This window comes from Actinoplanes sp. NPDC049118 (assembly GCF_040648555.1).
Lineage (GTDB): Bacteria > Actinomycetota > Actinomycetes > Mycobacteriales > Micromonosporaceae > Actinoplanes.
Window position 1 is genome coordinate 19,326 of sequence record NZ_JBEZDY010000032.1, and the last position, 22,909, is coordinate 42,234.

Consider the following 22,909-nt stretch of genomic DNA (forward strand, 5'->3'; position numbering starts at 1 on the left):
GCCGGCGCCATACGGGTCGCGGTAAGCGACCGAGAACCGTGGCTGCCGGGTGAAATTCCGAGAAATCAACCGCATCGAGGAGACCGGTGGCGTGGTACCCGCCGGCCGCCCTTCAGCCCGGAGCGCATGGAGCGGCCCGGGCTCTCAATGTCATAAGCACGTATCTGACATTAAGCACACAGGATGGACTATGGGTCGATAACGGGACAGAAAGCGTTCCTTGGGACCAATTTCTACCACGTGGCAGAAATTTGGCCGCGCGCAAACACGAATCAGTGGACGACCCGCGGGCGCGGGCCGTCCACTGACGACGGTCAGACGGTCAGGACCGGGAGATCCGCGGGCGCAGGTCCTCGGCCGGTGGCTGCCAGGTGGCGGCGTCCGCCTCCACCTGCTCGCCCGAGCGGATGTCCTTGATCGTGTCCGCCTCGCCGTCCGTACCCGGGAACCAGACGTACGGGATGCCGCGACGCTCGGCGAAGCGGATCTGCTTGCCGAACTTCGCCGCCGACGGCGCCACCTCGGTGCTGACGCCGCGGCGGCGCAGCGCCTGTGCGATCCGGTCGCAGACCGGGCGCAGCTCCTCGGCCGGCAACGCCACCACCACGCAGGTCGGCACGCTGCGCGAGGCGCCGAGGGCGTTCCTGCCGAAGAGCAGGCCGAGCAGCCGGGTCACCCCGATCGAGATGCCGACGCCCGGGAAGCGCTCGTTGCCCGACGTAGCCAGGTTCTCGTAGCGCCCGCCCGAGCAGATCGAGCCGAACCGCTCGTACCCCCGCAGCTGGGTCTCGTAGACCGTGCCGGTGTAGTAGTCCAGCCCCCGGGCGATCTTCAGCTCCGCCCGGACCAGCCCGGGCGCGTGCTCGCTCGCCGCCTCGACCACCCCCGCCAGCTCGGCCAGGCCCTCGTCCAGCAACGGGTTGTCGACGCCGAGAGCGCGTACCGCGTCCACGAAGGACGTATCGTCCGTGGAGATCGCCGCCAGCCGCAGGCACGCGGCCGCCTGAGCGTCGCTCGCCCCCGCGGTCTCCACCAGCAGCGCCGCCACCTTCTCCGGGCCGATCTTGTCGAGCTTGTCGATCGTCCGCAGCACCTGGTCGGGGTCCTCCAGGCCCAGGCCGCGGTAGAAGCCCTCGCAGACCTTGCGGTTGTTGACCTGAATCGTCACCGGCGGGATGGGCAGGGACGCGAAGGCGTCGCCGATCACCAGCGGCATCTCGGTGTCGTAGTGGAACGGCAGGTTGTCGCGGTCGACTACGTCGATGTCCGCCTGCACGAACTCGCGGTAGCGGCCCTCCTGCGGTCGCTCGCCGCGCCAGACCTTCTGGATCTGGTAGCGCCGGAACGGGAACTGCAGCCGGCCGGAGTTCTCCAGCACGAAGCGGGCGAACGGCACGGTCAGGTCGAAGTGCAGGCCGAGGGAGTCGTCGCGCTGCGCTCCCGGGTCCTCCTGCAGGCGGCGCAGGACGTAGACCTCCTTGGAGGTCTCACCCTTGCGCAGCAACTGGTCCAACGGCTCGACGGCGCGGGTCTCCAGCGGCGCGAAGCCGTAGAGCTCGAAGGTCGCGCGGATCCGCTCGATGACGTTCTGCTCGATCATCCGCTGCGCGGGCAGCCACTCCGGGAAGCCGGAGATGGGCGTGGGCTTGCTCATGGTGCTCGTTCTCCTCGCCGGGAAGGTCTCAGAGGCCCCGGCCGGGCGCGGCGGTCAGTTCCCGCAGGTACGGGTTCGCCACGCGCTCACGGCCGATGGTGGTTTCGGGTCCGTGGCCGGGCAGGACGACCGTGTCGTCGGCCAGCGGCAGGATCTTGTCCCGCAGGCTGGCCAGCATCGTCTCGGTGCTGCCGCCCGGCAGGTCGGTGCGCCCGATGGAGCCGGCGAAGAGCACGTCGCCGGAGAGGCAGATCTGCTCCGCCTCCCACGACGAGCCCGCGCCGGGCAGCCGGAAGAGCACCGACCCGCCGGTATGGCCGGGCGCGTGGTCGACGGTGATCTCCAGGCCGGCGAGGGTCAGCGTGGCGCCGTCGGTCAGCTCGGCGACGTCGTCGGGCTCGGTGTACGGCAGCCGCCCGCCGAACAGCGCGCTCAGGTCCATGCTCAGCCCCTTGGCGGGGTCGGCGAGCATCTCCCGGTCGGCGGGGTGCACGTACGCGGTGATCCCGCGGGCGCCGCAGACGGGCGCGACCGAGAACGTGTGGTCGAGGTGGCCGTGCGTCAGCAGGACCGCGGCCGGGTGCAGGCGGTGCTTGGCCAGCACCTCGTCGAGGCGGTCGAGCACCCCGATGCCCGGGTCGACCACCAGGCACTGCTCGCCGGGGCCCGCGGCCACCACGTAGCAGTTGGTGCCGAAGGCCTCGGCCGGAAAGCCGGTGACGAGCACTCCGCACCCCTCTCTAGCGGTCCATCTTCACCCGCAAGCCTAGTGGGACGCACCGTACACACCGCCACGGAACCTCGCACACCACATTCCCAGCGGCTACCCGTACACTCTTGCGGGCGTGTGGCGTGGCGCACTGGACAAGAGTTTAAGGAAGGGGAGCACTCGGTGGCTTCCAGCAGGGACAGGGCGCGGAAACTGGCGCGGGAGAAGCTCGACCGGCAGCTGGCACGCCGGGCGGGCAAGCAGCGCCGGCGCCGGCAGATCCAGGCCGGGCTCGGCGCCGCCCTGGCGCTCGTCCTGATCGTGGGTGGCGTGGCGTGGCTGGGTGGCGCGTTCGACAGCGACGAGCCCGTCGACACCACCGCCACCGATCAGTGCGCCTGGACCCCGCAGAACACCGGGTCGAACCCGGAGCTCAAGGACGTGGGCCAGCCGCCGAAGTCGGGCCTTCCGACCACCGGCACCCGGCCGATGACGATCACCACCGACAAGGGCGAGCCGATCGTGGTCGGCCTGGACCTGGCGAACGCGACCTGCAGCGCGGCGAGCCTGAGCTACCTGGCGTCCAAGCAGTTCTACGACAACACCACCTGCCACGAGATCACGGCCGAGGGCGCGATCCGCTGCGGCGACCCCAGCGGCACCGGCCAGGGCGGGCCGTCGTACACGGTCTACGACGAGAACATGCCGGTGGCTCCGGCGCCCGCGCCGAGCGCCTCCCCGGGCACCGCGGCGAAGCCGGCCGCGCCGCTCTACCCCAAGGGCACCGTGGCGCTGATCGGCAATCCGCCGGGCGCCAACGGCAGCCAGTTCCTGATCTTCTACAAGGATTTCACCCCGAAGGCGGAACCGCAGTACCCGATCGTCGGAACGGTCACCGGGGGCATGGCGACCGTCACCAAGTTGAGCAAGATCCCCACCGTGGCGAACAGCGCGGGCGACAAGGTCACACCGAAGGACAAGATCACAGTTCAGAGCATCACCGTCGGCGAGCCCAGTGCCGAGCCCGCCGCTGTCCCGTCGGCCGCCCCCTCGGCGTCCCCCCAGTCCTGAGTTCCGGATCAGACCCGTCCCGACATATCCCCTCACCGCACCGAGGCATACAGGAGGAACACCGTGTCGTCGATCAAGGACCGGCAGCGCGCGGCGGCGCGGGCCCGGCTGGAGAAGGAGATGGCCGAGCGCGCCAGTGCCGCGCGCAAGCGCCGGCAGCGTCAGGCCATTATCGGCTCGGCTCTCGCGGTTGTCGTGATCGCGGGCGCCGCCTGGTGGATCGTCGCCGCGCTCGGCAACGACGATGACAAGTCGACCGACACCGCGGCGGCACCCCCCGCCGGCACCGTCGCGTGCACCTGGATCCCGGAGGACGGCAGCAGCGGGGCCAAGGTCAAGGACGCCGGCACTCCCCCGCCGAACGTCCCGAACGTCGGCAAGGCCACGATGACCATGAACACCAACCTGGGCGTGATCACCGCCGAGGTCGACCAGTCCAAGGCGCCCTGCACCGCCGGCGCCTTCACCCACCTGGCGAGCAAGCAGTTCTGGGACAACACCAAGTGCCACCGGCTCACCACCGAGGGCATCAAGGTGCTGCAGTGCGGCGACCCGACCGCGACCGGCAAGGGCTGGCGCAAGAGCGACGGCTCCGGCGGTCCGAGCTTCCGCTACGCGGAGGAGAACCTCCCGGTCAACGCCAAGCCGGCGTACCCCAAGGGCACCATCGCGATGGCCAAGACCTCGGCGCCCAGCAGCACGGGCAGCCAGTTCTTCATCGTCTACGAGGACACCGACCTGCCGCCCGACTACACCGTCCTGGGCACCATCACCAAGGGCCTCGACATCGTCGAGGGCGTGGCCAAGGCGGGCAGTGACAACTCCAACGGCCAGGGCGACGGTCATCCCAAGAAGGAGATCACCATCGACTCGCTGACGATGGCCGCGGCCTGATCAGAGCGGAACGAGAGGGCGGGCCGGTGACGGCCCGCCCTTTCTCATGCCCCTGAGGTGACCCGGTACGCGTCGAAGACACCATCCACCTTGCGCACCGCGGCGACCAGGTGGCCCAGGTGTTTCGGGTCGGCCATCTCGAAGGTGAAGCGGCTGACCGCCACCCGGTCCCGGGTGGTGGTGACCGTCGCGGAGAGGATGTTGACCCGCTCCTCGGAGAGCACCCGGGTCACGTCGGCGAGCAGCTTGTGCCGGTCCAGTGCCTCCACCTGGATGGCGACCAGGAACGTCGACGCGGACGTCGGCTTCCAGCTGACCTCGACGACCCGCTCGCTCTGCTCCCGTAGGTCCTCCGCGTTCGCGCAGTCCTCACGGTGCACGCTGACGCCGCCGGAGCGGGTCACGAAGCCGAAGACTGCATCGCCCGGCACCGGGGTGCAGCAGCGGGCGAGCTTCACCCAGACGTCGCTGACGTCCTTGACCACCACGCCGGGGTCCTGAGCGGTGCTGCGGTTGCGCGGCGGCCGGGTCGCGACCGCGGTCTCGGCGATGTCCTCGACCGCGCCCTCCTCGCCGCCGAACCCGGCGACGAGCTTCTGCACGACCGACTGGGCGGAAACCGCGCTCTCGCCGACCGCCGCGTACAGCGAGGCGACGTCGGCCAGGTGCAGGTCGCGGGCGATGGTCGTCAGGTTGTCGCTCGTCAGCATGCGCTGCAGGGGCAGACCCTGCTTGCGCATCGCCTTGACGATCGCCTCCTTGCCGTCCTCGATCGCTTCCTCGCGGCGTTCCTTGTTGAAGTACTGCCGGATCTTGGTACGGGCGCGCGGGCTCTTGACGAAGCCCAGCCAGTCCTGGGTCGGGCCGGCCGTCGCCGATTTCGACGTGAAGATCTCGATGACGTCGCCGTTGGACAGCGTCGACTCGAGCGGCACCAGCTTGCCGTTGACCCGGGCGCCGATGGTCTTGTGACCGACCTCGGTGTGCACCGCGTACGCGAAGTCCACCGGCGTCGAACCGGTCGGCAGCGGGATGACGTCGCCCTTGGGGGTGAAGACGTACACCTCCTGGCTGGACAGGTCGAAGCGCAGCGCGTCCAGGAACTCGCTCGGGTCGCTCGCCTCGCGCTGCCAGTCCAGCAGCTGCCGCAGCCACGTCATCTCGTCGATGTGCGCGGGCGGGCCCACGATCGTGGCGCCCTTCTGCTCCTTGTACTTCCAGTGCGCGGCGATGCCGAACTCCGCCGTCCGGTGCATCGCGAAAGTCCGGATCTGCATCTCGACCGGCTTGCCGGTCGGGCCGATGACCGTCGTGTGCAACGACTGGTACATGTTGAACTTCGGCATCGCGATGTAGTCCTTGAACCGGCCCGGCACCGGCTGCCAGTTCGCGTGGATGACGCCCAGCGCGGCGTAGCAGTCGCGGACCGTGTCGACCAGGATGCGCACGCCGACCAGGTCGTAGATGTCGTTGAAGTCGCGGCCCCGGACGATCATCTTCTGGTAGATCGAGTAAAGGTGCTTCGGGCGGCCGGTGGTCTCCGCCTTGATCTTCGCCGACTTGAGGTCGAGCTGGACCCGCTGGGTCACCTGGCGCAGCAGCGCCTCGCGCTGCGGCTGGTGCTCGCCGATCAGCCGGTTGATCTCCTCGAACCGCTTCGGGAACAGCGTGCCGAAGGCCAGGTCCTCGAGCTCCCACTTGATCGTGTTCATACCGAGGCGGTGTGCCAGCGGCGCGAGGATCTCCAGCGTCTCCTTGGCCTTCTGCTCCTGCTTGGGCCGGGGCAGGAAGGTCAGGGTGCGCATGTTGTGCAGCCGGTCGGCCAGCTTGATGACCAGCACCCGGGGGTCCTTGGCCATCGCGACGACCATCTTGCGGATCGTCTCGGCCTTGGCGGCGTCGCCGAGCTTGACCCGGTCGAGCTTCGTCACGCCGTCGACCAGCAGCGCGACCTCGCCGCCGAAGTCGGCCCGCATCTGCTCGAGCCCGTAGTCGGTGTCCTCGATCGTGTCGTGCAGCAGGGCGGCCACCAGCGTGGTGGTGTCCATGCCCAGGTTCGCCAGGATCGTGGCGACCGCGAGCGGGTGGGTGATGTAGGGGTCGCCGGACTTGCGGTACTGCCCCGAGTGCCAGCGCGCCGCCACGTCGAAGGCGCGCTGCAGCGCCCGGCCGTCGGCCTTGGGGTGGCTCGCCCGGTGGGTCGCGATCAGGGGCTCGAGGACCTCGCTGACCTGGGTGCTCTGCCAGGGCGCGTTGAAGCGCGCCAGCCGGGCCCGGACCCGGCGGCCGGTGGGCGCGCTGGCCAGGCCGAAGCCGCCGCTGGGCTCGTCCCCGGGAGAGAGCGGCTGGGTGGTCTCGATGTCGTGCGTCTCCCCGGCCGGCGCCTCGGGCCTGGTGGCCTGCGCCGAGGCGCTTTCGCCGGTCGGTTGCACCGTGCCCTCCGCCTGCGGGGCGACGTCGCTGGACACCGGCCTCCTCACACCATCGCCTGGGACCGCTCCGGTCCGTAACCGTTGCTCACCTGGTTGAAAACGCCATCCTACCCGCCCCCACTACCCCCATGGCCTGGCCCGAACCTCCGAAAGAGTGCCGCCGTAAGGGGCGTATACGGATCAAACGGTCAACAGCGTATGGACCGCACGCGGGGCCAGCCGTGCCCGCCCGTCCAGGAAGCTCAGCTCCATCAGGACCGTGAAACCCGCGACGGCGCCGCCGGCCAGCTCGACCAGCTCCAGGGCCGCCACGGCCGTGCCACCGGTGGCCAGGACGTCGTCCACCACCAGCACCCGCTGGCCGGCCACGAACGCGTCCTCGTGCACCTCGAGGGTCGCCTCGCCGTACTCCAGTGCGTAGGAGATCGAGTGGGTCCTGCGGGGCAGCTTGCCGGCCTTGCGCACGGGCACGACGCCCTTGCCGGTCGCGTACGCGACCGCGGCGGCGACCACGAAGCCGCGCGCCTCCACGCCCGCGACCACGTCGAACGAGTCCGGGCCGTGGTAGGCGACGATCTCGTCGATGACCTGCCGGAAGACCGCTCCGTCGGCGAACAGCGGCATCAGGTCCTTGAAGACGATGCCGGGCTTGGGGAAGTCGGGCACGTCCACCACCCGGCTCGCCACGAGAGCGGCGGCCCGGGGGCCGCTGTCTCCGCGTACCTCTCGAGTCTCAGTCACGCGCCACAGCCTAGACAGGCCGACGGCCCGCCACCGACGCGGTGGCGGGCCGTCCTCGACCTCGATGGATCAGCGGCGCTTCTGGCCGCCGCTGGGGCGGTTGCCCGCGCCGCCGCCGCGGGTGCCGGTGCGCTTGGCGGCCGGCCGCGCGCCGGGCCTCGGCGTGGTACCGGCCAGCGCCGGCGCCTCGTCGGCGGCGTCGGCCTGGCCGGAGCGGGCGCGCTCGCCGCGGGCCACGTCGCCGGAGCGGGCCGCGGTGCGCCGGGCCAGGACCCGGGCGTTGTGCGACTTGATCCGCGGGTCCTGGTTCTTGAGCGCCACCAGCATCGGCGCCGCGAACAGGATCGAGGAGGCGACGCCGAGGCCCATGCCGACGAAGAGCACCAGGCCGAGGTCCTTCAGCGAGCCGGCGCCGAGCAGACCGGCGCCGATGAAGAGCAGACCGCCGACCGGCAGCAGCGCCACCAGACCGGTGTTGATCGAGCGCATCAGCGTCTGGTTGACCGCGAGGTTGGTCGCCTCGGCGTAGGTCTGTGTGGTGCCGCCGGTGATGCCGCGGGTGTTCTCCTGGACCTTGTCGAACACCACGACCACGTCGTAGAGCGAGAAGCCGAGAATGGTCAGGAAGCCGATCACGGTCGACGGAGTCACCTCGAAGCCGACAAGCGAATACACGCCGGCCGTCAGCACCAGGTCGATCAGCAGCGACATCACCGCCGCGACCGCCATCCGCCACTCGAAGCGCACCACCAGATAGCCGAGCACCAGCACCAGGAAGATGCCGAGACCGAGAAGCGCCTGCTTGGTCACCTGATCGCCCCAGGCCGCGGAGACCCGGTCGTCGCTGATGTCGCCCGGCGGCACGTTCAGGTCGGCGGCAACGGCGTTCTTCACCGCCGTCGACTCCTCCTGGCTCATCGCGGCCGTGCGGACGGTGTAGACGGCGTCAGGCCCGTTGCCGACCTTCTGCGCGGGCTCGATCTCCGCCGCCTCGGCGACACCGGTGGTCTCGACCGCCTGTGCCACCGCGTTCTGCGCCTCGGCCTGGGTGCCCGTGGTCGCCGGGATCACGAACTGCGTGCCGCCGGCGAACTCGATGCCGAGGTGGAACCCGCGAAGGACGAAGCTGCCGAGGGCGACGAGGATCAGCGCCGCGAAGATCCCGAACCACATCTTGCGGCGGCCGACGATGTTGAGGTTCGCCTCGCCGAGATAAAGGCGGGCGCCGAGACCCTTGCTGGCCATGTCAGGCCTCCTTGACGTCGGTCGAGACACGCTGCTGCTTCATCGCGCGGCCGAGGCCGCTGACCCGCGGCGACATGAACGCCTTCGTGTTGGCGAACATCGTCATGATCGGGTGCCGGAACAGGAACACCACGACGAGGTCGAGGACCGTCGACAGGCCGAGCGCGAAGGCGAAGCCCTTCACCGCGCCGATCGACACGATGTAGAGCACCACCGCGGCCATGATCGTGATCGTGTTGGCCGAGATGATGGTACGCCGCGCGCGGATCCAGGCCCGGGGTACGGCGGCACGCGGGCTGCGGCCCTCGTGGATCTCGTCCTTGAGCCGCTCGAAGTAGATCACGAACGAGTCCGCCGCGACGCCCAGCGAGACGATGAAGCCGGCGATGCCCGCCAGGGTCAGGGTGAAGCCCGTGGTGCGGCCCAGCACCACCAGGGCACCGAAGGTCAGCAGGCCGGACAGGAGCAGGCTCAGGAAGATGACCGAGCCCAGCAGGCGGTAGTAGAAGAACGCGTAGATCGCGACCAGGCCCATGCCGATCGCGGCGGCGAGCAGACCGGCCTCGAGCTGCTTCTTGCCGAGCGTCGCCGAGATTGACTGTGCCGCGTCGACCTTGAAGGTGACCGGCAGCGCGCCGTAGGTGATCTGGTCGGCGAGCTCCTTCGCGCTCGCCGCGTCGAACTGGCCGGTGATCTGCGACTGGCCGGTCAGCACGCCCTGGATCTCGGGGGCCGAGATGACCTCCTTGTCGAGCACGACCGCGACGAGGCAGTGCGTCGCACCGGTCGACAGCGCCTGCGCGGCGGACAGGCACGGGTCGTCCGCCGCCGGCTGGAACGCCTCGCGGGTGAGCGCGGTCCACTTCTCCTGGCCCTCGGCCGTGAAGTCGAGCGAGACGACCCACTGGCCCTGCTGCTGGTCCAGCTGCGGGGTCGCGCTGTCGATGTCGGTGCCGACGACCTTCGCGACGTCGAGGAACATCTTGGCGCCGCTCTGGCACGCGACGACCTGCTCGCCGACCGCGCTGATGGCGCCGTTGGGCCTCTCGGCGAGCTGCGCGCAGCTGATCGTCGGCACGTTGAACTGCATCTCCGGCGTGAGCGCGTTGACCTCGTCGCCGTTGAGCGTGCTGAACGCCTTGAACGGCAGGCCGGCGGTCGGGTCGGTCTGCAGGTCCACCGGCGCGGTCAGCTTCTCGGCCGCCGCCCAGGCCTGCGGGCCGACCTTCTTCTCGACCGCGACGCGCTGCTGTTCCTTCGTCTGGAAGCCCGGGGTCGGTGCCGGTGCCGGCGCGGAGGCGGACGGCTTCGGGGCCGCCGCGGGGGCGGACGCGCTGGCGCTCGGGCTCGGTGCCCGCTCGCCGCCGCCCTGGCCACCGGCGGCACCCGACGGCTTGGCGCTGACCTTCGGACCGGCGCCGGCGCCCGGCTTCGGCGCGGCGCTGCCGCTCGGCTTCGGCACGGCGCTGGCGCTGGGGTCGGCCGTCGGCGGGCTGACCGCCACCGCGGCGTTGTCGCCGGTCGCCTTGAGCACCTTACGGAAGCGCATCTCGGCGGCCTGGCCGACGTTCTTCAGCTGATCGTTGTTCTCGCCGGCGACGGAGACGATGATGTTGCGATCGCCCTCGATGACGACCTCGGCCTCGGACACGCCGAGCGCGTTGACCCGCTGGTCAATGATCTTGCGGGCCTCCTCCATCGCGGTCTTCGTCGGTGGCTTCCCGTCGGCGTCGAGTGCGGCGACATAGGTGGCCTGGGTGCCACCGATCAGGTCCAGCCCGAGCTTCGGCTGCAGCCGGTCAGTAAAGCTGCCTGAGGCGCCCGGCCCGAAGAAGACCAGCGAATAGAGGATCACGAAGAGGAGACCCAGCACGGCAAGCTGCCGCCCGGGATGCATCTGTCCCTGTGGTGGTCGTGCCACGACTGTCGATCTCCTCGTGCTTTTCGGCCGGCGGGAGCGCGCGGCGCTGGGGATTGTGCGGGTCGGGCGGTCTTGAACCGGAAATGAGTTTCCGGCCGATTTGCCCGGCGACGATTATTCACAACTACAGGCCGCACGGCTGCCCCGCCCCGCGGCCTGTTGTGGTTTCCGTGTTCACGGCCCGCCCGTAGCGGCGGGCCGCGCACGTCGGATGGTCAGTCCTTGGACTTACGGGTCTCGACGACCGGGCTCTCGATCGGGGCCTGCTCGACCGGGGCCTGCTCGACCGGGGCCTCCTCGTCGGAGGCCTCCTCGACCGGCTCCGGGACGACGTCGGACGCCGACTTCACGACCCGGGCGATGGCCGGGCGGGCGAAGCGCACGTCGACACCCGGGGAGATCTCCACCGTGACGACGTCGTCGTCGACGGAGACGACGGTCGCGTGCAGGCCGCCGATGGTCACGATCTCGTCGCCGGGGCCGAGCGCGGACTGCATCTGCTGGGCCTCACGGCGGCGCTTCTGCTGCGGACGGATCATCATGAAGTACATGACGCCGAAGAGCAGGGCGATCAGAAGCAGAGGCGTGAAGCTGCCGCCGCCCCCCGCTGGTGGTTCTGCGATAAACACGAAGAAGACCTTCCATGGGGCCTCCGACGCGGCTCAGGGCACACGACGGGGCGATATACACAATCCCGCTCGAACGGCGGGGAGTCTAATCCCTTTACCTGGGAACTCCGTAGGCGGCACGCGTCACGTTCACATTACGTCGTGGTTTCCGCATCCCGGGCGAACAGGTCAGGCTGATTCGGCAGCACACCCCTGCCCTCGGGGGGCTTGCGGCCCAGGTGCCGCCAGCCGGCCTCGGTGGCGACCCGGCCCCGCGGCGTCCGCGCGAGCAGGCCGGCCCGGACCAGGAACGGCTCGCACATCTCCTCGACGGTGTCGGACTGCTCCCCCACGGCGACCGCGAGCGTGGAGAGGCCCACCGGACCGCCCCGGAACGACTCGATGAGCGCCCGGAGCACCGCCCGGTCCAGCCGGTCGAGCCCCAGCTGATCGACGTCGTAGACGGTGAGCGCCGCCTTGGCGGTGGCCTCGTCGACGACGCCGTCGCCGCGGACCTCGGCGTAGTCGCGGACCCGGCGCAGCAGCCGGTTGGCGATGCGCGGCGTGCCGCGCGACCGGCCGGCGATCTCCGCGGCGCCCTCGGGCGTGATCGGCACCCCGAGGATGCGGGCGGAGCGGTGCAGCAGCGCGTCGAGGTCGGCGGGCGAGTAGAAGTCCAGGTGCGCGACGAACCCGAAGCGGTCGCGCATGGGTCCGGAGAGCAGGCCGGCCCGGGTGGTGGCGCCGACAAGCGTGAACGGCTCGACATCGAGCGGGATGGCGGTGGCACCGGGCCCCTTGCCGACGATCACGTCGACCCGGAAGTCCTCCATCGCGCTGTACAGCAGCTCCTCGGCCGGCTTGGCGATGCGGTGGATCTCGTCGATGAACAGCACGTCGCCCTCGGCGAGCCCGGTGAGGATCGCGGCGAGATCGCCGGAACGCTCGATGACCGGCCCGCTGGTGGTCCGGATCCCGGTGCCGAGCTCCGCCGCCACGATGTTGGCCAGCGTCGTCTTCCCCAGCCCGGGCGGGCCGGAGAGCAGGATGTGATCGGGCGGCGTCCCCCGGCCCATGGCACCCCTGAGCAGCAGTTCCAGCTGGTCGCGGACCCGGTGCTGCGCGATGAAGTCGGCCAGCCGGCGGGGCCGGACGCTCGCCTCGGCGTCCAGCTCCTCGTCGCCCGCGAACGGGGAGACCAGGTCGCCGGGATCGTCGGTCATCGGGTGCGGCCCAGCAGCCGGATGGCCTGGCGCAGCAGCACCGGCACGGCCGGGACCTCGCCGTCGATCGACTCGGCGACGGCGGCCACCGCCTGGTCGGCCTGCTGCGCGGACCAGCCGAGCGCGACGACGCCCTGGCGTACCTGGTCCTGCCAGCCGCCGCTGAGCGCGCCGGCCACGCCGTCGGCGCCGGTCGAGACGGCGCCGATGCGGTCGCGCAGCTCCAGGACCAGGCGCTCGGCGCCCTTCTTGCCGATTCCGGGCACCCGGGTCAGCGCGGCGATGTCGCCGCTGGAGATCGCGCGGCGCACGACCTCGGGCTGGTGCACGGCGAGCACCGCCTGCGCCAGCCGCGGGCCGACCCCGCTGGCGGTCTGCAGCAGCTCGAACAGGTGCTTCTCGTCGTCGTCGGCGAAGCCGTACAGGGTGAGCGAGTCCTCGCGCACGACCATGCTGGTCGACAGCCGGGCCTCGGCGCCGGCCTTGAGCCCGGCGAGCGTCGCGGGCGCGCACTGCACCTGCAGGCCGACACCGCCGACCTCGATGACGGCGCTGTCCGGGGCGATCGCGGCCACCAGGCCGCGCACGCTGGCGATCATCGTCGGACTCCTCCCCTGCGAGCCGAAGCGGCGGCAGCCTGGATGCGGGCGCGGGTTCCACCGCGCCAGATGTGACAGATGGCCAGGGCGAGCGCGTCCGCGGCGTCGGCAGGCCGCGGCGGCGCATCGAGACCGAGCAACCGGGTGACCATGCTGGTGACCTGCGCCTTTCCGGCGGTGCCCGACCCGGTGACGGCGGCCTTGACCTCGCTGGGCGTGTAGGTCTGCACGGGCAGCCCGGCCCGCGACCCGGCCAGGATGGCGATGGCGCTGGCCTGGGCGGTGCCCATGACGGTGCGGGTGTTGTGCTGGCTGAAGACCCGCTCGACGGCGACGCTGTCCGGCTTGTGCTCCGCGACCAGTTCGCCGAGCGAGGAGTCGAGATGCAGCAGGCGCAGGGCGATGTCCTCGTCGGGCTCCGAGTAGACGACGTAGTAGCCGATCAGCTTGCCGGGCCGGCCGGGGACACCCTCGACCACGCCCACCCCGCACCGGGTCAGGCCGGGGTCGATGCCAAGCACCCGCAAAGCAAGCCCCCTCTACTCGGACGTGTGTTCGACACCCTATTACCTGGAGTCCGAGCCGCCTCAACCGACACACGACCAAGACGAAGATCAAACTCTCCGAGTACCGGCCGGTTCCTTGCGCGGGGGCGCCGGCGGCGCCGACCATGGGTGCGGGAGGTCTCCATGGCACACCTCATCCCGCCGATGGACGACGAACCGCCCGCTGAGTTCATCGCGTTCGTGGCGGGGCGGCTGGCCTCCCTGCGCAGCGAGACGGCCCGCCTGGTCGGCGGCGAACGCTTCGCGCCCGAGGTCTACTCGGAGGTACTGACCGACCTCGCCGGCCACTGGCGCCGCCTGTGCTGGCGCAACCGCATCAGCCACCGGGACGCCCGGACCGACTACCTGGACCGCCGCCTCGTCACCCGCACCCGGCAGTGGCGCGAGGACCAGATCTACCCGGTCGAGGTGAGCGTCGTCCGGCAGGACCCCGGGCCGGCGCCCCCGGCCGGCACCGCCGCGCCGGTCCGCCGGGCCGCACCGCCGGCGGAGACGGTCGCACGCCGCCTTGCGCCGCTGCTGCCGACGACCGCCCGGGCCGAGGCGCAGGTGGTGGCTGAGGCGGGTATCGCGTGGGTGCACGCCTACCGGCGCTACGTCTGGCGGCGGTACGCCCGGCTGTGCGGCGGGATCGTCCTGCTGATCGGCTACCTGGTCCAGTTCATGTCCCAGGTGTCGGCGCCGGGCTGACGGCGCCGCGCCGCGGACTGATCAGGAATCGAGAAGCACCGGTCCGAGGCCGCACGTAGCGTAGCCGCCATGGGCATCACCGCTCACCGACCTCCGGCTCGAGCGCTCGCGGACGAGAACCGGGAGCGCCGCTTGAAGCTGGTTAGATCAAGTCAGGGCCAACAGATGGAGAGACGATGAGCAAGGCCACGAGGGCGGACCCGCAGTCGGCTGCACCGCACGTCGCCGACAGCCACGATCTGATCCGCGTGCAGGGCGCGCGCGTGAACAACCTGAAGGACGTCAGCGTCGAGCTGCCGAAGCGCCGGCTGACGGTGTTCACCGGCGTCTCCGGCTCGGGCAAGAGCTCGCTGGTCTTCGACACGATCGCCGCGGAGTCCCAGCGGATGATCAACGAGACCTACAGCTCCTTCCTGCAGGGCTTCATGCCGACGCTGGCGCGGCCGGAGGTCGACGTACTCGACGGGCTGACCACCGCGATCATCATCGACCAGGAGCGGATGGGCGCCAACGTCCGCTCGACGGTCGGCACCGCCACCGACGCCAACGCGATGCTGCGCATCCTCTTCAGCCGGCTCGGCAAGCCGCACATCGGCTCGCCGCAGGCCTATTCGTTCAACGTCGCCTCGATCAGCGGGGCCGGCGCGGTCTCCATCGAGCGCGGCGGGCAGACCGTCAAGGAGCGCCGCAGCTTCAGCATCACCGGCGGAATGTGCCCGCGCTGCGAGGGCCGGGGCTCCGTCACCGACATCGACCTGACCGCGCTCTACGACGACAGCAAGTCCCTCAACGAGGGCCCGTTCACCATCCCCGGCTACACCATGGACGGCTGGTACGGCCGCATCTTCACCGGCTGCGGCTTCTTCGACCCGGACAAGCCGATCCGCAGGTACACCAAGCGGGAGCTCAACGACCTGCTGTACAAGGAGCCGACCAAGATCAAGGTCGAGGGCATCAACCTGACCTACGAGGGGCTGATCCCGAAGATCCAGAAGTCGATGCTCTCCAAGGACGTCGACTCGCTGCAGCCGCACATCCGCGCCTTCGTGGAGCGCGCGGTGACGTTCACGACCTGCCCCGACTGCGAGGGGACCCGGCTGTCCGAGGCGGCCCGGTCGTCGAAGATCAAGGGGATCAGCATCGCCGACGCCTGCGCGATGCAGATCAGCGACCTCGCCGACTGGCTGCGGGGCCTGAAGGAACCGTCCGTCGCGCCGCTGCTCGCCTCGCTGCGGCACACCCTCGACTCGTTCGTCGAGATCGGCCTGGGCTACCTCTCGCTCGAGCGCCCCTCGGGCACGCTCTCGGGCGGGGAGGCGCAGCGCATCAAGATGATCCGCCACCTCGGCTCGTCGCTCACCGACGTCACCTACGTCTTCGACGAGCCGACCATCGGGCTGCACCCCCACGACATCCAGCGGATGAACAACCTGCTGCTGCAGCTGCGCGACAAGGGCAACACCGTGCTGGTCGTGGAGCACAAGCCGGAGGCGATCGCGATCGCCGACCACGTGGTCGACCTCGGCCCGCACGCCGGGACCGAGGGCGGCGAGGTGGTGTTCGAGGGCACCGTCGACGGGCTGCGGGCCAGCGGCACGCTGACCGGGCGGCACCTGGACGACCGCGCCCGCCTGAAGCCGTCGGTGCGCAAGCCGTCGGGGGTGCTCCAGGTGCGCGGCGCCGACACCAACAACCTGCAGGACGTCGACGTCGACATCCCGCTCGGCGTGCTGATGGTCCTGACCGGCGTGGCCGGGTCGGGCAAGAGCTCCCTGATCCAGGGCTCGGTCGCCGCCCGGGACGGCGTCGTGACGGTCGACCAGAGCGGGATCAAGGGCTCGCGGCGCAGCAACCCGGCGACCTACACCGGGCTGCTCGAGCCGATCCGCAAGGCCTTCGCGAAGGCCAACGGCGTGAAGCCGGCGCTGTTCAGCGCCAACTCCGAGGGCGCCTGCCCCAACTGCAACGGCGCCGGCGTGGTCTACACCGACCTGGGGGTGATGGCGACGGTCGCCACCGTCTGCGAGGTGTGCGAGGGCAAGCGGTTCATGGCCGAGGTCCTCGAGTACACCCTCGGCGGCAAGGACATCAGCGAGGTGCTGTCGATGCCGGTGACCGAGGCCGAGGAGTTCTTCGGCGCCGGTGACGCCCGGACGCCGGCCGCGCACGCCATCCTCGCCCGGCTCGCCGACGTCGGGCTCGGCTACCTCACCCTCGGCCAGCCGCTCACCACGCTGTCCGGCGGCGAGCGGCAGCGGGTCAAGCTGGCCAGCCGCATGGGCGAGAAGGGCGGCGTCTACATCCTCGACGAGCCGACCACCGGCCTGCACCTCGCCGACGTCGAGAACCTGCTCGGCCTGCTCGACCGGCTGGTCGACTCCGGCAAGTCGGTGATCGTCATCGAGCACCACCAGGCGGTCATGGCGCACGCCGACTGGATCATCGACCTCGGGCCGGGCGCCGGCCACGACGGCGGCCGGATCGTCTTCGAAGGCACCCCCGCCGACCTGGTCGCCGACCGCTCGACCCTCACCGGCCAGCACCTGGCGGACTACGTCGGCGCCGGACCGGCGGCGCCCAACCGTCGGCGCCGGAGCGCCGGCGCCTGACCGGCACCGTGCCGCCGCGTCCCGGACGCGGCGGCACGGCACGGGCTACAGCTCGAGCAGCGCGAGCGTCTCGTCCGAGACGTCGAAGTTGGCGTAGATGTTCTGCACGTCGTCGCAGTCCTCGAGGACGTCGATCAGCTTGAACACCTTGCGCGCCGCCTCCTCGTCGACCGGCACCGTCATGCTCGGCACCAGCGGGGACTCGGCCGACTCGTAGTCGAGGCCGGCGTCCTGCAGGGCCGTGCGGACCGCGACCAGGTCGGTCGGCTCGCTGACGATCTCGAACGACTCGCCGAGGTCGTTGATCTCCTCGGCGCCCGCGTCCAGGACGGCCAGCATGAGGTCGTCCTCGCTGACGCCGTCGGTCTTCTGCACGATCACGACGCCCTTGCGGGAGAACATGTAGTTCACCGAGCCGGCGCCGGCGAACGCGCCGCCGTTGCGGGTCAGCGCCGTGCGTACCTCGGTCGCCGCGCGGTTGCGGTTGTCGGTGAGGCACTCGATCAGCATGGCGACGCCGTTCGGGCCGTATGCCTCATACATGATCGTCTGCCAGTCGGCGCCGCCCGCCTCGAGGCCGGAGCCGCGCTTGACCGCCCGGTCGATGTTGTCGTTCGGTACGGAGCTCTTCTTCGCCTTCTGGATGGCGTCGTAGAGGGTGGGGTTGCCGGTCGGGTCTCCACCGCCGATGCGCGCCGCGACCTCGACGTTCTTGATCAGCTTGGCGAACATCTTGCCGCGCTTGGCGTCGATGACGGCCTTCTTGTGCTTGGTCGTCGCCCACTTGGAGTGGCCGGACATGCGAAACCTCCGTGGTCTACCGCGTCAACGAGCGTCGTCTGCGGCCCGGCGGACCAGCTCGACGAAGTACCGGTGGACGCGGAGGTCGCCGGTCAACTCCGGGTGGAAAGCCGTGGCGAGCAGGTTCCCCTGCCGAACGGCGACAATCCTACCGGCGGCTGGTCCGGACGTGACGCGGCCCATTACGCGTACGTCCTCGCCCACCTCCTCGACCCACGGCGCGCGGATGAAGACGGCGTGGAAATCGTCGCCGGGCACGTCCTCGATCCGGACCGCTGCCTCGAACGAGTCGACCTGGCGCCCGAACGCGTTGCGCCGCACGGTCATGTCGATGCCGGCGAACGACTCCTGATCGGGCCGGCCGTCCAGCACCGTCGTGGCGAGCATGATCATGCCCGCGCAGGAGCCGTAGACGGGCATACCGCCGGCGATCCGCTTGCGGATCGGCTCCAGCAGCCCGAACGTGATGGCCAGATTGCTCATCGTGGTGGACTCCCCGCCGGGGATGACGAGGGCGTCGACCTCCTCGAGCTCCTCGGGCCGGCGCACCGGCCGGGCCAGGGCGTCGCTCTCCGCGAGGGCGGACAGGTGTTCCCGCACGTCGCCCTGGAGGGCGAGCACTCCGATGTTCATGAACCCCTCAAAAGGTTTTCGCCACTCACGCAGCAGGAAGGGCGCAGGGTCCCGTTCTGGAGCGACAGCTCCATGGGGCCCTGCGCCCGGCCTCGGCGGGAGCGACGGTCAGCACCATGCAACCAGGCACGACAGCCGAATTTGATCTTTTGGTGACTTACCAACCACGCTCGGCGAGCCGGTGCGGCTGCGGGATCTCGTCGACGTTGATGCCGACCATTGCCTCGCCCAGGCCGCGCGACACCTTGGCGATCACGTCGGGGTCGTCGTGGAACGTGACGGCCTTGACGATCGCGGCGGCGCGCTGCGCGGGGTTGCCGGACTTGAAGATGCCGGAGCCGACGAACACGCCCTCGGCGCCGAGCTGCATCATCATGGCGGCGTCGGCCGGGGTGGCGATGCCGCCCGCGGTGAACATGACCACCGGCAGCTTCCCGGCGGCGGCCACCTCCTTGACCAGCTCGTACGGCGCCTGCAGCTCCTTGGCCGCGACGAACAGCTCGTCCTCGGGCAGCGAGGTCAGCCGGCGGAGCTCGCCCCGGATGGTCCGCATGTGCGTGGTGGCGTTGGAGACGTCGCCGGTGCCCGCCTCGCCCTTCGACCGGATCATGGCGGCGCCCTCGGTGATCCGGCGCAGCGCCTCGCCGAGGTTGGTCGCACCGCAGACGAACGGGACCGTGAAGGCCCACTTGTCGATGTGGTTGGCGTAGTCGGCCGGGGTCAGCACCTCGGACTCGTCGATGTAGTCGACGCCGAGCGACTGCAGCACCTGCGCCTCGACGAAGTGCCCGATCCGGGCCTTGGCCATCACCGGGATCGAGACGGCGTTGATGATGCCGTCGATCATGTCGGGGTCGCTCATCCGCGAGACGCCGCCCTGCGCCCGGATGTCGGCGGGCACCCGCTCGAGCGCCATGACGGCCACGGCGCCGGCATCTTCGGCGATCTTGGCCTGCTCCGCGTTGACCACATCCATGATCACACCGCCCTTGAGCATCTCGGCCATCCCCCGCTTGACGCGGGCGGTACCGGTGACGGACGTGGGCGCGCTCTCCGAGCTGGACACAGCGAAACTCCTCAAGGTGGGTGGACTGCCCCGATTTTAGGCGCGTCCACGCGGGCCGCCGATGGCCAATCAACCCCACGGTGGCCTGCTTACCCGGCCGCGGAAATCCGACGATCATGCGGTAACGCGACATTCCCGGACGACCGCCGGGGTGTCGTCCTCAGGCCGCCTCGACCGGGACCGGCGGTTCCGGGATCGGGCCGCGCATCGCCGCCGCGGGCTCCGCCAGGGTCGGGTCCGCGATCTCGAAGTAGCGGGGCCGCTCGTAGCCGCGCGCCATCCGCAGCAGCCGGACCAGCGGGCGCCGCCGGGCGGTCAGCGCGTCGCGGACCAGGTCGGTGTGCACCTGCCGGGCCAGCGCCACCCGCCTGCTCGTCGCAACCAGCGTGTGCGTCGCCGCGTCCGTCGCCGTCGACCGGACCGACTGCAGCTGCCGGGTCAGGTCGTTCTCCGCGACCTCGCGTTCGTCCTGCTCGGCGTCCAGCGCGAGCCGGGCCGCCGCGTAGAGCTCGACGAAACCCGTGTGCTCCGCCACCACCGCGGCCGCCGCGGCGCGGCGCAGCAGGTGTGCGTCCAGGGCCCGGCCGGCCGAGGCCGCGCGGACGTGTACCCGCTCCACCCGGTGTGCGGTCCAGGCCAGGTACGCCGACAGAGCGGCCGCCACCGCGAGCACACCCAAGACCCACCACATGCGGGCATCGTAGCGACGATCCGTTTCGCCGGGCTTACGCCCCGGCCCGTGGCCCGGCCCACTCCTCGTCGAAGACCCGTCCGTCGGTGGCCTCGATCGCCGCGGCATAGACCTCGAGAATGCGGTCGGCCACGCTCGGCCAGTCGAACGCCTCGACCGCGACGCCGGCGGCCGCCGCCAGGGCCGCCCGGCGGTCCGGATCGTCCAGCAGCCCGGCGAGCAGGGCCGTCAGCGCCGCCGCGTCGCCGGTCGGGAAGAGTGCGCCGGCGCGGCCGCCGTCGAGTACCCGGCGGAAGGCGTCCAGGTCGCTCGCCACGATCGCCGCGCCGGCCGCCATCGCCTCCGTGAGGATCATGCCGAAGCTCTCGCCGCCCGTGTTCGGCGCCACGTAGATGTCGACGCTGCGCAGCATCCTGGCCTTGTCCGCCTCGCTGACCAGGCCCAGGAACTCGACCCGGTCGTGCAGGTCCGGTGGGATGCCGTCGAAGAGCTCGGCGCGCTCGCCCGGCCCGGCCACGAGCAGCCGCAGGCCGGCCCGTTCGCGTGCGAGCGAGACGAACGCCGTACGCAGCAGGTCGAAGCCCTTGCGCGGCTCGGTGAAGCGGCCCAGGAAGCCCAGCGTCCCGCCCGCTCCGGGCCATCCCGGCAGCGGCTGCGCCGCGACGAACTTCGCCACCGCGACGCCGTTCGGTATCTCCACCGCTCCGCCGCCGAGGTGCTCGACCTGCACCTTGCGGGCCAGCTCGCTGACCGCGATGCGGGCGGTGATCTTCTCGACCACCAGCTGGAGCATGCCCTGCGCCGCCGACAGCGCGCGGGAGCGGATCATCGCCGTGTGGAAGGTCGCCACGACCGGGCCGCGGGCGGAGAGCACCGCGAGCAGGGCGATGCTCGGCGTCAGCGGCTCGTGCACGTGCAGCACGTCGAACCTGCCGCGGGCCAGCCAGCGGCGGACCCGGGCGGTGGAGAGGGGCCCGAACGAGACCCGGGCCACCGAGCCGTTGTAGGGCAGCGGCAGCGCCCGTCCGGCGGCCACCACGTACGGCGGCAGGTCGGCGTCCTCGTCGGCGGGCGCCAGCACGCTCACCTCGTGCCCGAGACCGATCAGGGCCTCGGCCAGGTCGACGATGTGGTTCTGCACGCCGCCCGGCACGTCGAACGAGTACGGCGAGACGATCCCGATCCGCACGCCGGCCCCGCCCCTCAGCCCCGGGTGTTCTGGTCGAGCCACATCTTCTGCAGCATGTGCCAGTCCTGCGGATGCGCCGCGATGCCGAGCTCGAACGCGTCGGCCAGCCGCTGGGTGGTCACCCGTACCCGGTGGTCGAGCGCGCCCTCGGCCGGGTCCGGCAGCTCGATGCGGCGTATCTTCCCGACCGTCTGGGTCGGGGTGAACCACAGGTCGACCGCGTAGAGCGGCGCGCCGGTCCGCAGCGCCACCAGGGCCGGCCCGACCGGCATCCGGGTGCGCCCGCCGAAGAACCGCACCTCGACGCCGCGCGCGGACAGGTCGCGATCGGCGAGCAGCGCGACCGCGTACCCCTGGGTGGCCTTCTCCGCGAGCACGTCGAGCGGCGGGCGCTCGCCGCCGGTGAGCGGGACCACCTCCATGCCGAGCTTCTCGCGGTACGCGACGAAGCGCTCGAACACGCCCTCGGGCTTGAGCCGCTCGGCGACGGTGATCAGGTTCCAGCCGTTCGAGACGACCCACGCGGCCGCGGCGTCCCAGTTGCCGACGTGCGGCAGGGCGAGTACGACCCCGTTGCCCTCCTTCAGCACGGCGTTGAACTCGTCGGCGTCCTGCAGGTGGAAGTCGGTGAGGAAGTCCTCCCTGCGCTGCGAGGGCAGCCGGAAGGCCTCCATCCAGTACCGCGCGTACGAGCGCAGGCCCGCCCGCACCAGCTCGTCCAGCTCGGCCTCCGGCAGGTCGGGGCCGCAGACGGTGCGCAGGTTGCGGCGCAGCCGCTGGGTGCCCGGGCCGTTGCCCCGGGCCGCCCGGTCGGCTCCGGCGTTGAACAGGGCCCGGGCCGCGGGCAACGGCAGCATCCGGACGAGGCGCCAGCCGGCGGCGTAGCCCAGCTCGGTCAGCCGATCGCGCCGGGAGGTCACGCCGGCTCACCCGTGACGGGGGCCTTGTCCGATTTCGCGGCGTGTACCAGGCGCTGGAGGACCGTGATGAGTGAGAGCACGGCCAGGAACCATAGCGTGGCCGGCAGGCCCCACTCCAGGCCGGCGGCGCCCAGGAGGCCGCCGACGCCGACGATGAGCAGCCGCTCGAGGCGCTCGGCGATGCCGACGTCCGCGTCCAGCCCGAGGCTCTGCGCCCGGGCCTTGACATAGGAGACCACCTGGCCGGCGGCGAGACAGATCAGCGCGGCGACCAGGCCACCGTACGGATTGCCCAGGCCGGCCAGGTAGTAGGCGACGGCGCCGAACACGGCGGCGTCGGCGAGCCGGTCCATCGACGAGTCGAGCAGGGCACCGAACTTGCCGGACGGGCCGCGCATGCGGGCCATCGTCCCGTCGAGGGCGTCGGTGAGTGCGAACGCGGTGACGATCACCGTGCCCCAGAAGAGCTCGCCGCGCGCGCCGAAGCCCAGCGCGCCGATCAGTACGCCGACGGTGCCGGCGACGGTGACCACGTTGGGGGTGACGCCGATGCGGAGCAGGAAGCGGGCGGCGGGGTTGAGGACGTACGACACGAGGGCGCGCGCGGGCACGCTGACGATCTTTGCCATGGCCGTCCCACCATAACG

The 22,909-nt window shown here is 71.0% G+C and carries 21 protein-coding genes; 4 read left to right on the forward strand and 17 right to left on the reverse strand.

The window, feature by feature from the left end; translation table 11 throughout:
• Nucleotides 1-322 precede the first annotated feature (322 nt).
• The gene (gene hisS, locus AB0B58_RS35815; protein ID WP_360233390.1) at nt 323-1,654 is read right to left on the reverse strand and encodes a histidine--tRNA ligase; all 1,332 of its coding nucleotides are present in this window, start codon (nt 1,652-1,654) and stop codon (nt 323-325) included.
• Nucleotides 1,655-1,682: 28 nt separating this feature from the next.
• On the reverse strand, nt 1,683-2,381 hold the full coding sequence (locus AB0B58_RS35820) for an MBL fold metallo-hydrolase (RefSeq protein ID WP_360233393.1): 699 nt from the start codon (nt 2,379-2,381) through the stop codon (nt 1,683-1,685).
• A 165-nt stretch (nt 2,382-2,546) separates the two neighbouring features.
• Here AB0B58_RS35820 and AB0B58_RS35825 point away from each other — a divergent pair, with 165 nt between their 5' ends.
• Both AB0B58_RS35825 and AB0B58_RS35830 read left to right on the forward strand, forming a co-directional pair.
• Entirely contained in the window at nt 2,547-3,434 is an 888-nt protein-coding gene (locus AB0B58_RS35825) for a peptidylprolyl isomerase (protein ID WP_360233396.1), read from the forward strand.
• Between the two features lie 63 nt (nt 3,435-3,497).
• Complete coding sequence (locus AB0B58_RS35830; RefSeq protein WP_360233399.1) at nt 3,498-4,328, forward strand: peptidylprolyl isomerase; 831 nt, start codon at nt 3,498-3,500, stop codon at nt 4,326-4,328.
• Between the two features lie 44 nt (nt 4,329-4,372).
• Here the strand turns inward: AB0B58_RS35830 and AB0B58_RS35835 are convergent, their stop codons facing one another.
• The 8 genes from AB0B58_RS35835 to ruvC form a co-directional block, all read right to left on the reverse strand.
• The gene (locus AB0B58_RS35835; protein ID WP_360233402.1) at nt 4,373-6,796 is read right to left on the reverse strand and encodes a bifunctional (p)ppGpp synthetase/guanosine-3',5'-bis(diphosphate) 3'-pyrophosphohydrolase; all 2,424 of its coding nucleotides are present in this window, start codon (nt 6,794-6,796) and stop codon (nt 4,373-4,375) included.
• A 144-nt stretch (nt 6,797-6,940) separates the two neighbouring features.
• Nucleotides 6,941-7,501: an adenine phosphoribosyltransferase gene (locus AB0B58_RS35840; RefSeq protein ID WP_360233405.1), complete on the reverse strand. Its 561-nt coding sequence runs from the start codon at nt 7,499-7,501 to the stop codon at nt 6,941-6,943.
• A 69-nt stretch (nt 7,502-7,570) separates the two neighbouring features.
• Nucleotides 7,571-8,746, reverse strand: a complete 1,176-nt coding sequence (secF, locus tag AB0B58_RS35845) for a protein translocase subunit SecF (protein WP_360233408.1) — start codon at nt 8,744-8,746, stop codon at nt 7,571-7,573.
• A 1-nt stretch (nt 8,747) separates the two neighbouring features.
• Entirely contained in the window at nt 8,748-10,643 is a 1,896-nt protein-coding gene (gene secD / locus AB0B58_RS35850) for a protein translocase subunit SecD (protein ID WP_360233601.1), read from the reverse strand.
• 239 nt (nt 10,644-10,882) lie between these two features.
• Nucleotides 10,883-11,296, reverse strand: a complete 414-nt coding sequence (yajC, locus tag AB0B58_RS35855; protein WP_360233411.1) for a preprotein translocase subunit YajC — start codon at nt 11,294-11,296, stop codon at nt 10,883-10,885.
• A 134-nt stretch (nt 11,297-11,430) separates the two neighbouring features.
• On the reverse strand, nt 11,431-12,498 hold the full coding sequence (gene ruvB, locus AB0B58_RS35860; RefSeq protein WP_360233414.1) for a Holliday junction branch migration DNA helicase RuvB: 1,068 nt from the start codon (nt 12,496-12,498) through the stop codon (nt 11,431-11,433).
• Nucleotides 12,495-13,097 carry a Holliday junction branch migration protein RuvA gene (gene ruvA, locus AB0B58_RS35865; RefSeq protein ID WP_360233417.1) on the reverse strand — a complete coding sequence of 201 codons (603 nt, stop codon included), beginning with the start codon at nt 13,095-13,097 and terminating at the stop codon, nt 12,495-12,497. The genes ruvB and ruvA overlap by 4 nt, the downstream gene beginning before the upstream one ends.
• Nucleotides 13,094-13,624 carry a crossover junction endodeoxyribonuclease RuvC gene (gene ruvC / locus AB0B58_RS35870; RefSeq protein WP_360233420.1) on the reverse strand — a complete coding sequence of 177 codons (531 nt, stop codon included), beginning with the start codon at nt 13,622-13,624 and terminating at the stop codon, nt 13,094-13,096. Before ruvC ends, ruvA begins: the two co-directional genes overlap by 4 nt.
• A 162-nt stretch (nt 13,625-13,786) precedes the next feature.
• Between ruvC and AB0B58_RS35875 the strand changes: the two genes are divergently transcribed.
• Together AB0B58_RS35875 and AB0B58_RS35880 are read left to right on the forward strand one after the other, a co-directional pair.
• On the forward strand, nt 13,787-14,353 hold the full coding sequence (locus AB0B58_RS35875) for a hypothetical protein (RefSeq protein WP_360233423.1): 567 nt from the start codon (nt 13,787-13,789) through the stop codon (nt 14,351-14,353).
• A gap of 176 nt (nt 14,354-14,529) precedes the next feature.
• Nucleotides 14,530-16,962, forward strand: coding sequence for an excinuclease ABC subunit UvrA (locus AB0B58_RS35880; RefSeq protein ID WP_360233426.1), 2,433 nt, complete (start codon nt 14,530-14,532; stop codon nt 16,960-16,962).
• Between the two features lie 45 nt (nt 16,963-17,007).
• On the opposite strand, the gene AB0B58_RS35885 is transcribed toward AB0B58_RS35880, so the two are convergent.
• From AB0B58_RS35885 to pgsA, 7 genes are all read right to left on the reverse strand, one after another.
• On the reverse strand, nt 17,008-17,763 hold the full coding sequence (locus AB0B58_RS35885; protein ID WP_360233429.1) for a YebC/PmpR family DNA-binding transcriptional regulator: 756 nt from the start codon (nt 17,761-17,763) through the stop codon (nt 17,008-17,010).
• Between the two features lie 24 nt (nt 17,764-17,787).
• Nucleotides 17,788-18,396: a pyridoxal 5'-phosphate synthase glutaminase subunit PdxT gene (pdxT, locus tag AB0B58_RS35890; protein ID WP_360233432.1), complete on the reverse strand. Its 609-nt coding sequence runs from the start codon at nt 18,394-18,396 to the stop codon at nt 17,788-17,790.
• A gap of 157 nt (nt 18,397-18,553) precedes the next feature.
• On the reverse strand, nt 18,554-19,462 hold the full coding sequence (pdxS, locus tag AB0B58_RS35895; RefSeq protein ID WP_360233435.1) for a pyridoxal 5'-phosphate synthase lyase subunit PdxS: 909 nt from the start codon (nt 19,460-19,462) through the stop codon (nt 18,554-18,556).
• Nucleotides 19,463-19,622: 160 nt separating this feature from the next.
• Nucleotides 19,623-20,153: a hypothetical protein gene (locus AB0B58_RS35900; RefSeq protein ID WP_360233438.1), complete on the reverse strand. Its 531-nt coding sequence runs from the start codon at nt 20,151-20,153 to the stop codon at nt 19,623-19,625.
• A 34-nt stretch (nt 20,154-20,187) separates the two neighbouring features.
• On the reverse strand, nt 20,188-21,342 hold the full coding sequence (locus tag AB0B58_RS35905; protein ID WP_360233441.1) for a glycosyltransferase family 4 protein: 1,155 nt from the start codon (nt 21,340-21,342) through the stop codon (nt 20,188-20,190).
• Between the two features lie 14 nt (nt 21,343-21,356).
• Nucleotides 21,357-22,262: a phosphatidylinositol mannoside acyltransferase gene (locus AB0B58_RS35910; protein WP_360233444.1), complete on the reverse strand. Its 906-nt coding sequence runs from the start codon at nt 22,260-22,262 to the stop codon at nt 21,357-21,359.
• Nucleotides 22,259-22,891 (reverse strand): phosphatidylinositol phosphate synthase, encoded by a 633-nt coding sequence (pgsA, locus tag AB0B58_RS35915; protein ID WP_360233447.1) that lies wholly within the window; start codon nt 22,889-22,891, stop codon nt 22,259-22,261. Before pgsA ends, AB0B58_RS35910 begins: the two co-directional genes overlap by 4 nt.
• Nucleotides 22,892-22,909 lie beyond the last annotated feature (18 nt).

Bases quoted from the DNA above. Each gene is read 5' to 3' on its own strand.
- hisS (WP_360233390.1), bottom strand. From the start codon at position 1,654: ATGAGCAAGCCCACGCCCATCTCCGGCTTCCCGGAGTGGCTGCCCGCG.
- secF (WP_360233408.1), bottom strand. From the start codon at position 8,746: ATGGCCAGCAAGGGTCTCGGCGCCCGCCTTTATCTCGGCGAGGCGAAC.
- secD (WP_360233601.1), bottom strand. From the start codon at position 10,643: ATGCATCCCGGGCGGCAGCTTGCCGTGCTGGGTCTCCTCTTCGTGATC.
- ruvB (WP_360233414.1), bottom strand. From the start codon at position 12,498: ATGACCGACGATCCCGGCGACCTGGTCTCCCCGTTCGCGGGCGACGAG.
- ruvA (WP_360233417.1), bottom strand. From the start codon at position 13,097: ATGATCGCCAGCGTGCGCGGCCTGGTGGCCGCGATCGCCCCGGACAGC.
- AB0B58_RS35875 (WP_360233423.1), top strand. From the start codon at position 13,787: ATGGCACACCTCATCCCGCCGATGGACGACGAACCGCCCGCTGAGTTC.
- AB0B58_RS35880 (WP_360233426.1), top strand. From the start codon at position 14,530: ATGAGCAAGGCCACGAGGGCGGACCCGCAGTCGGCTGCACCGCACGTC.
- AB0B58_RS35885 (WP_360233429.1), bottom strand. From the start codon at position 17,763: ATGTCCGGCCACTCCAAGTGGGCGACGACCAAGCACAAGAAGGCCGTC.
- pdxT (WP_360233432.1), bottom strand. From the start codon at position 18,396: ATGAACATCGGAGTGCTCGCCCTCCAGGGCGACGTGCGGGAACACCTG.
- AB0B58_RS35900 (WP_360233438.1), bottom strand. From the start codon at position 20,153: ATGTGGTGGGTCTTGGGTGTGCTCGCGGTGGCGGCCGCTCTGTCGGCG.
- pgsA (WP_360233447.1), bottom strand. From the start codon at position 22,891: ATGGCAAAGATCGTCAGCGTGCCCGCGCGCGCCCTCGTGTCGTACGTC.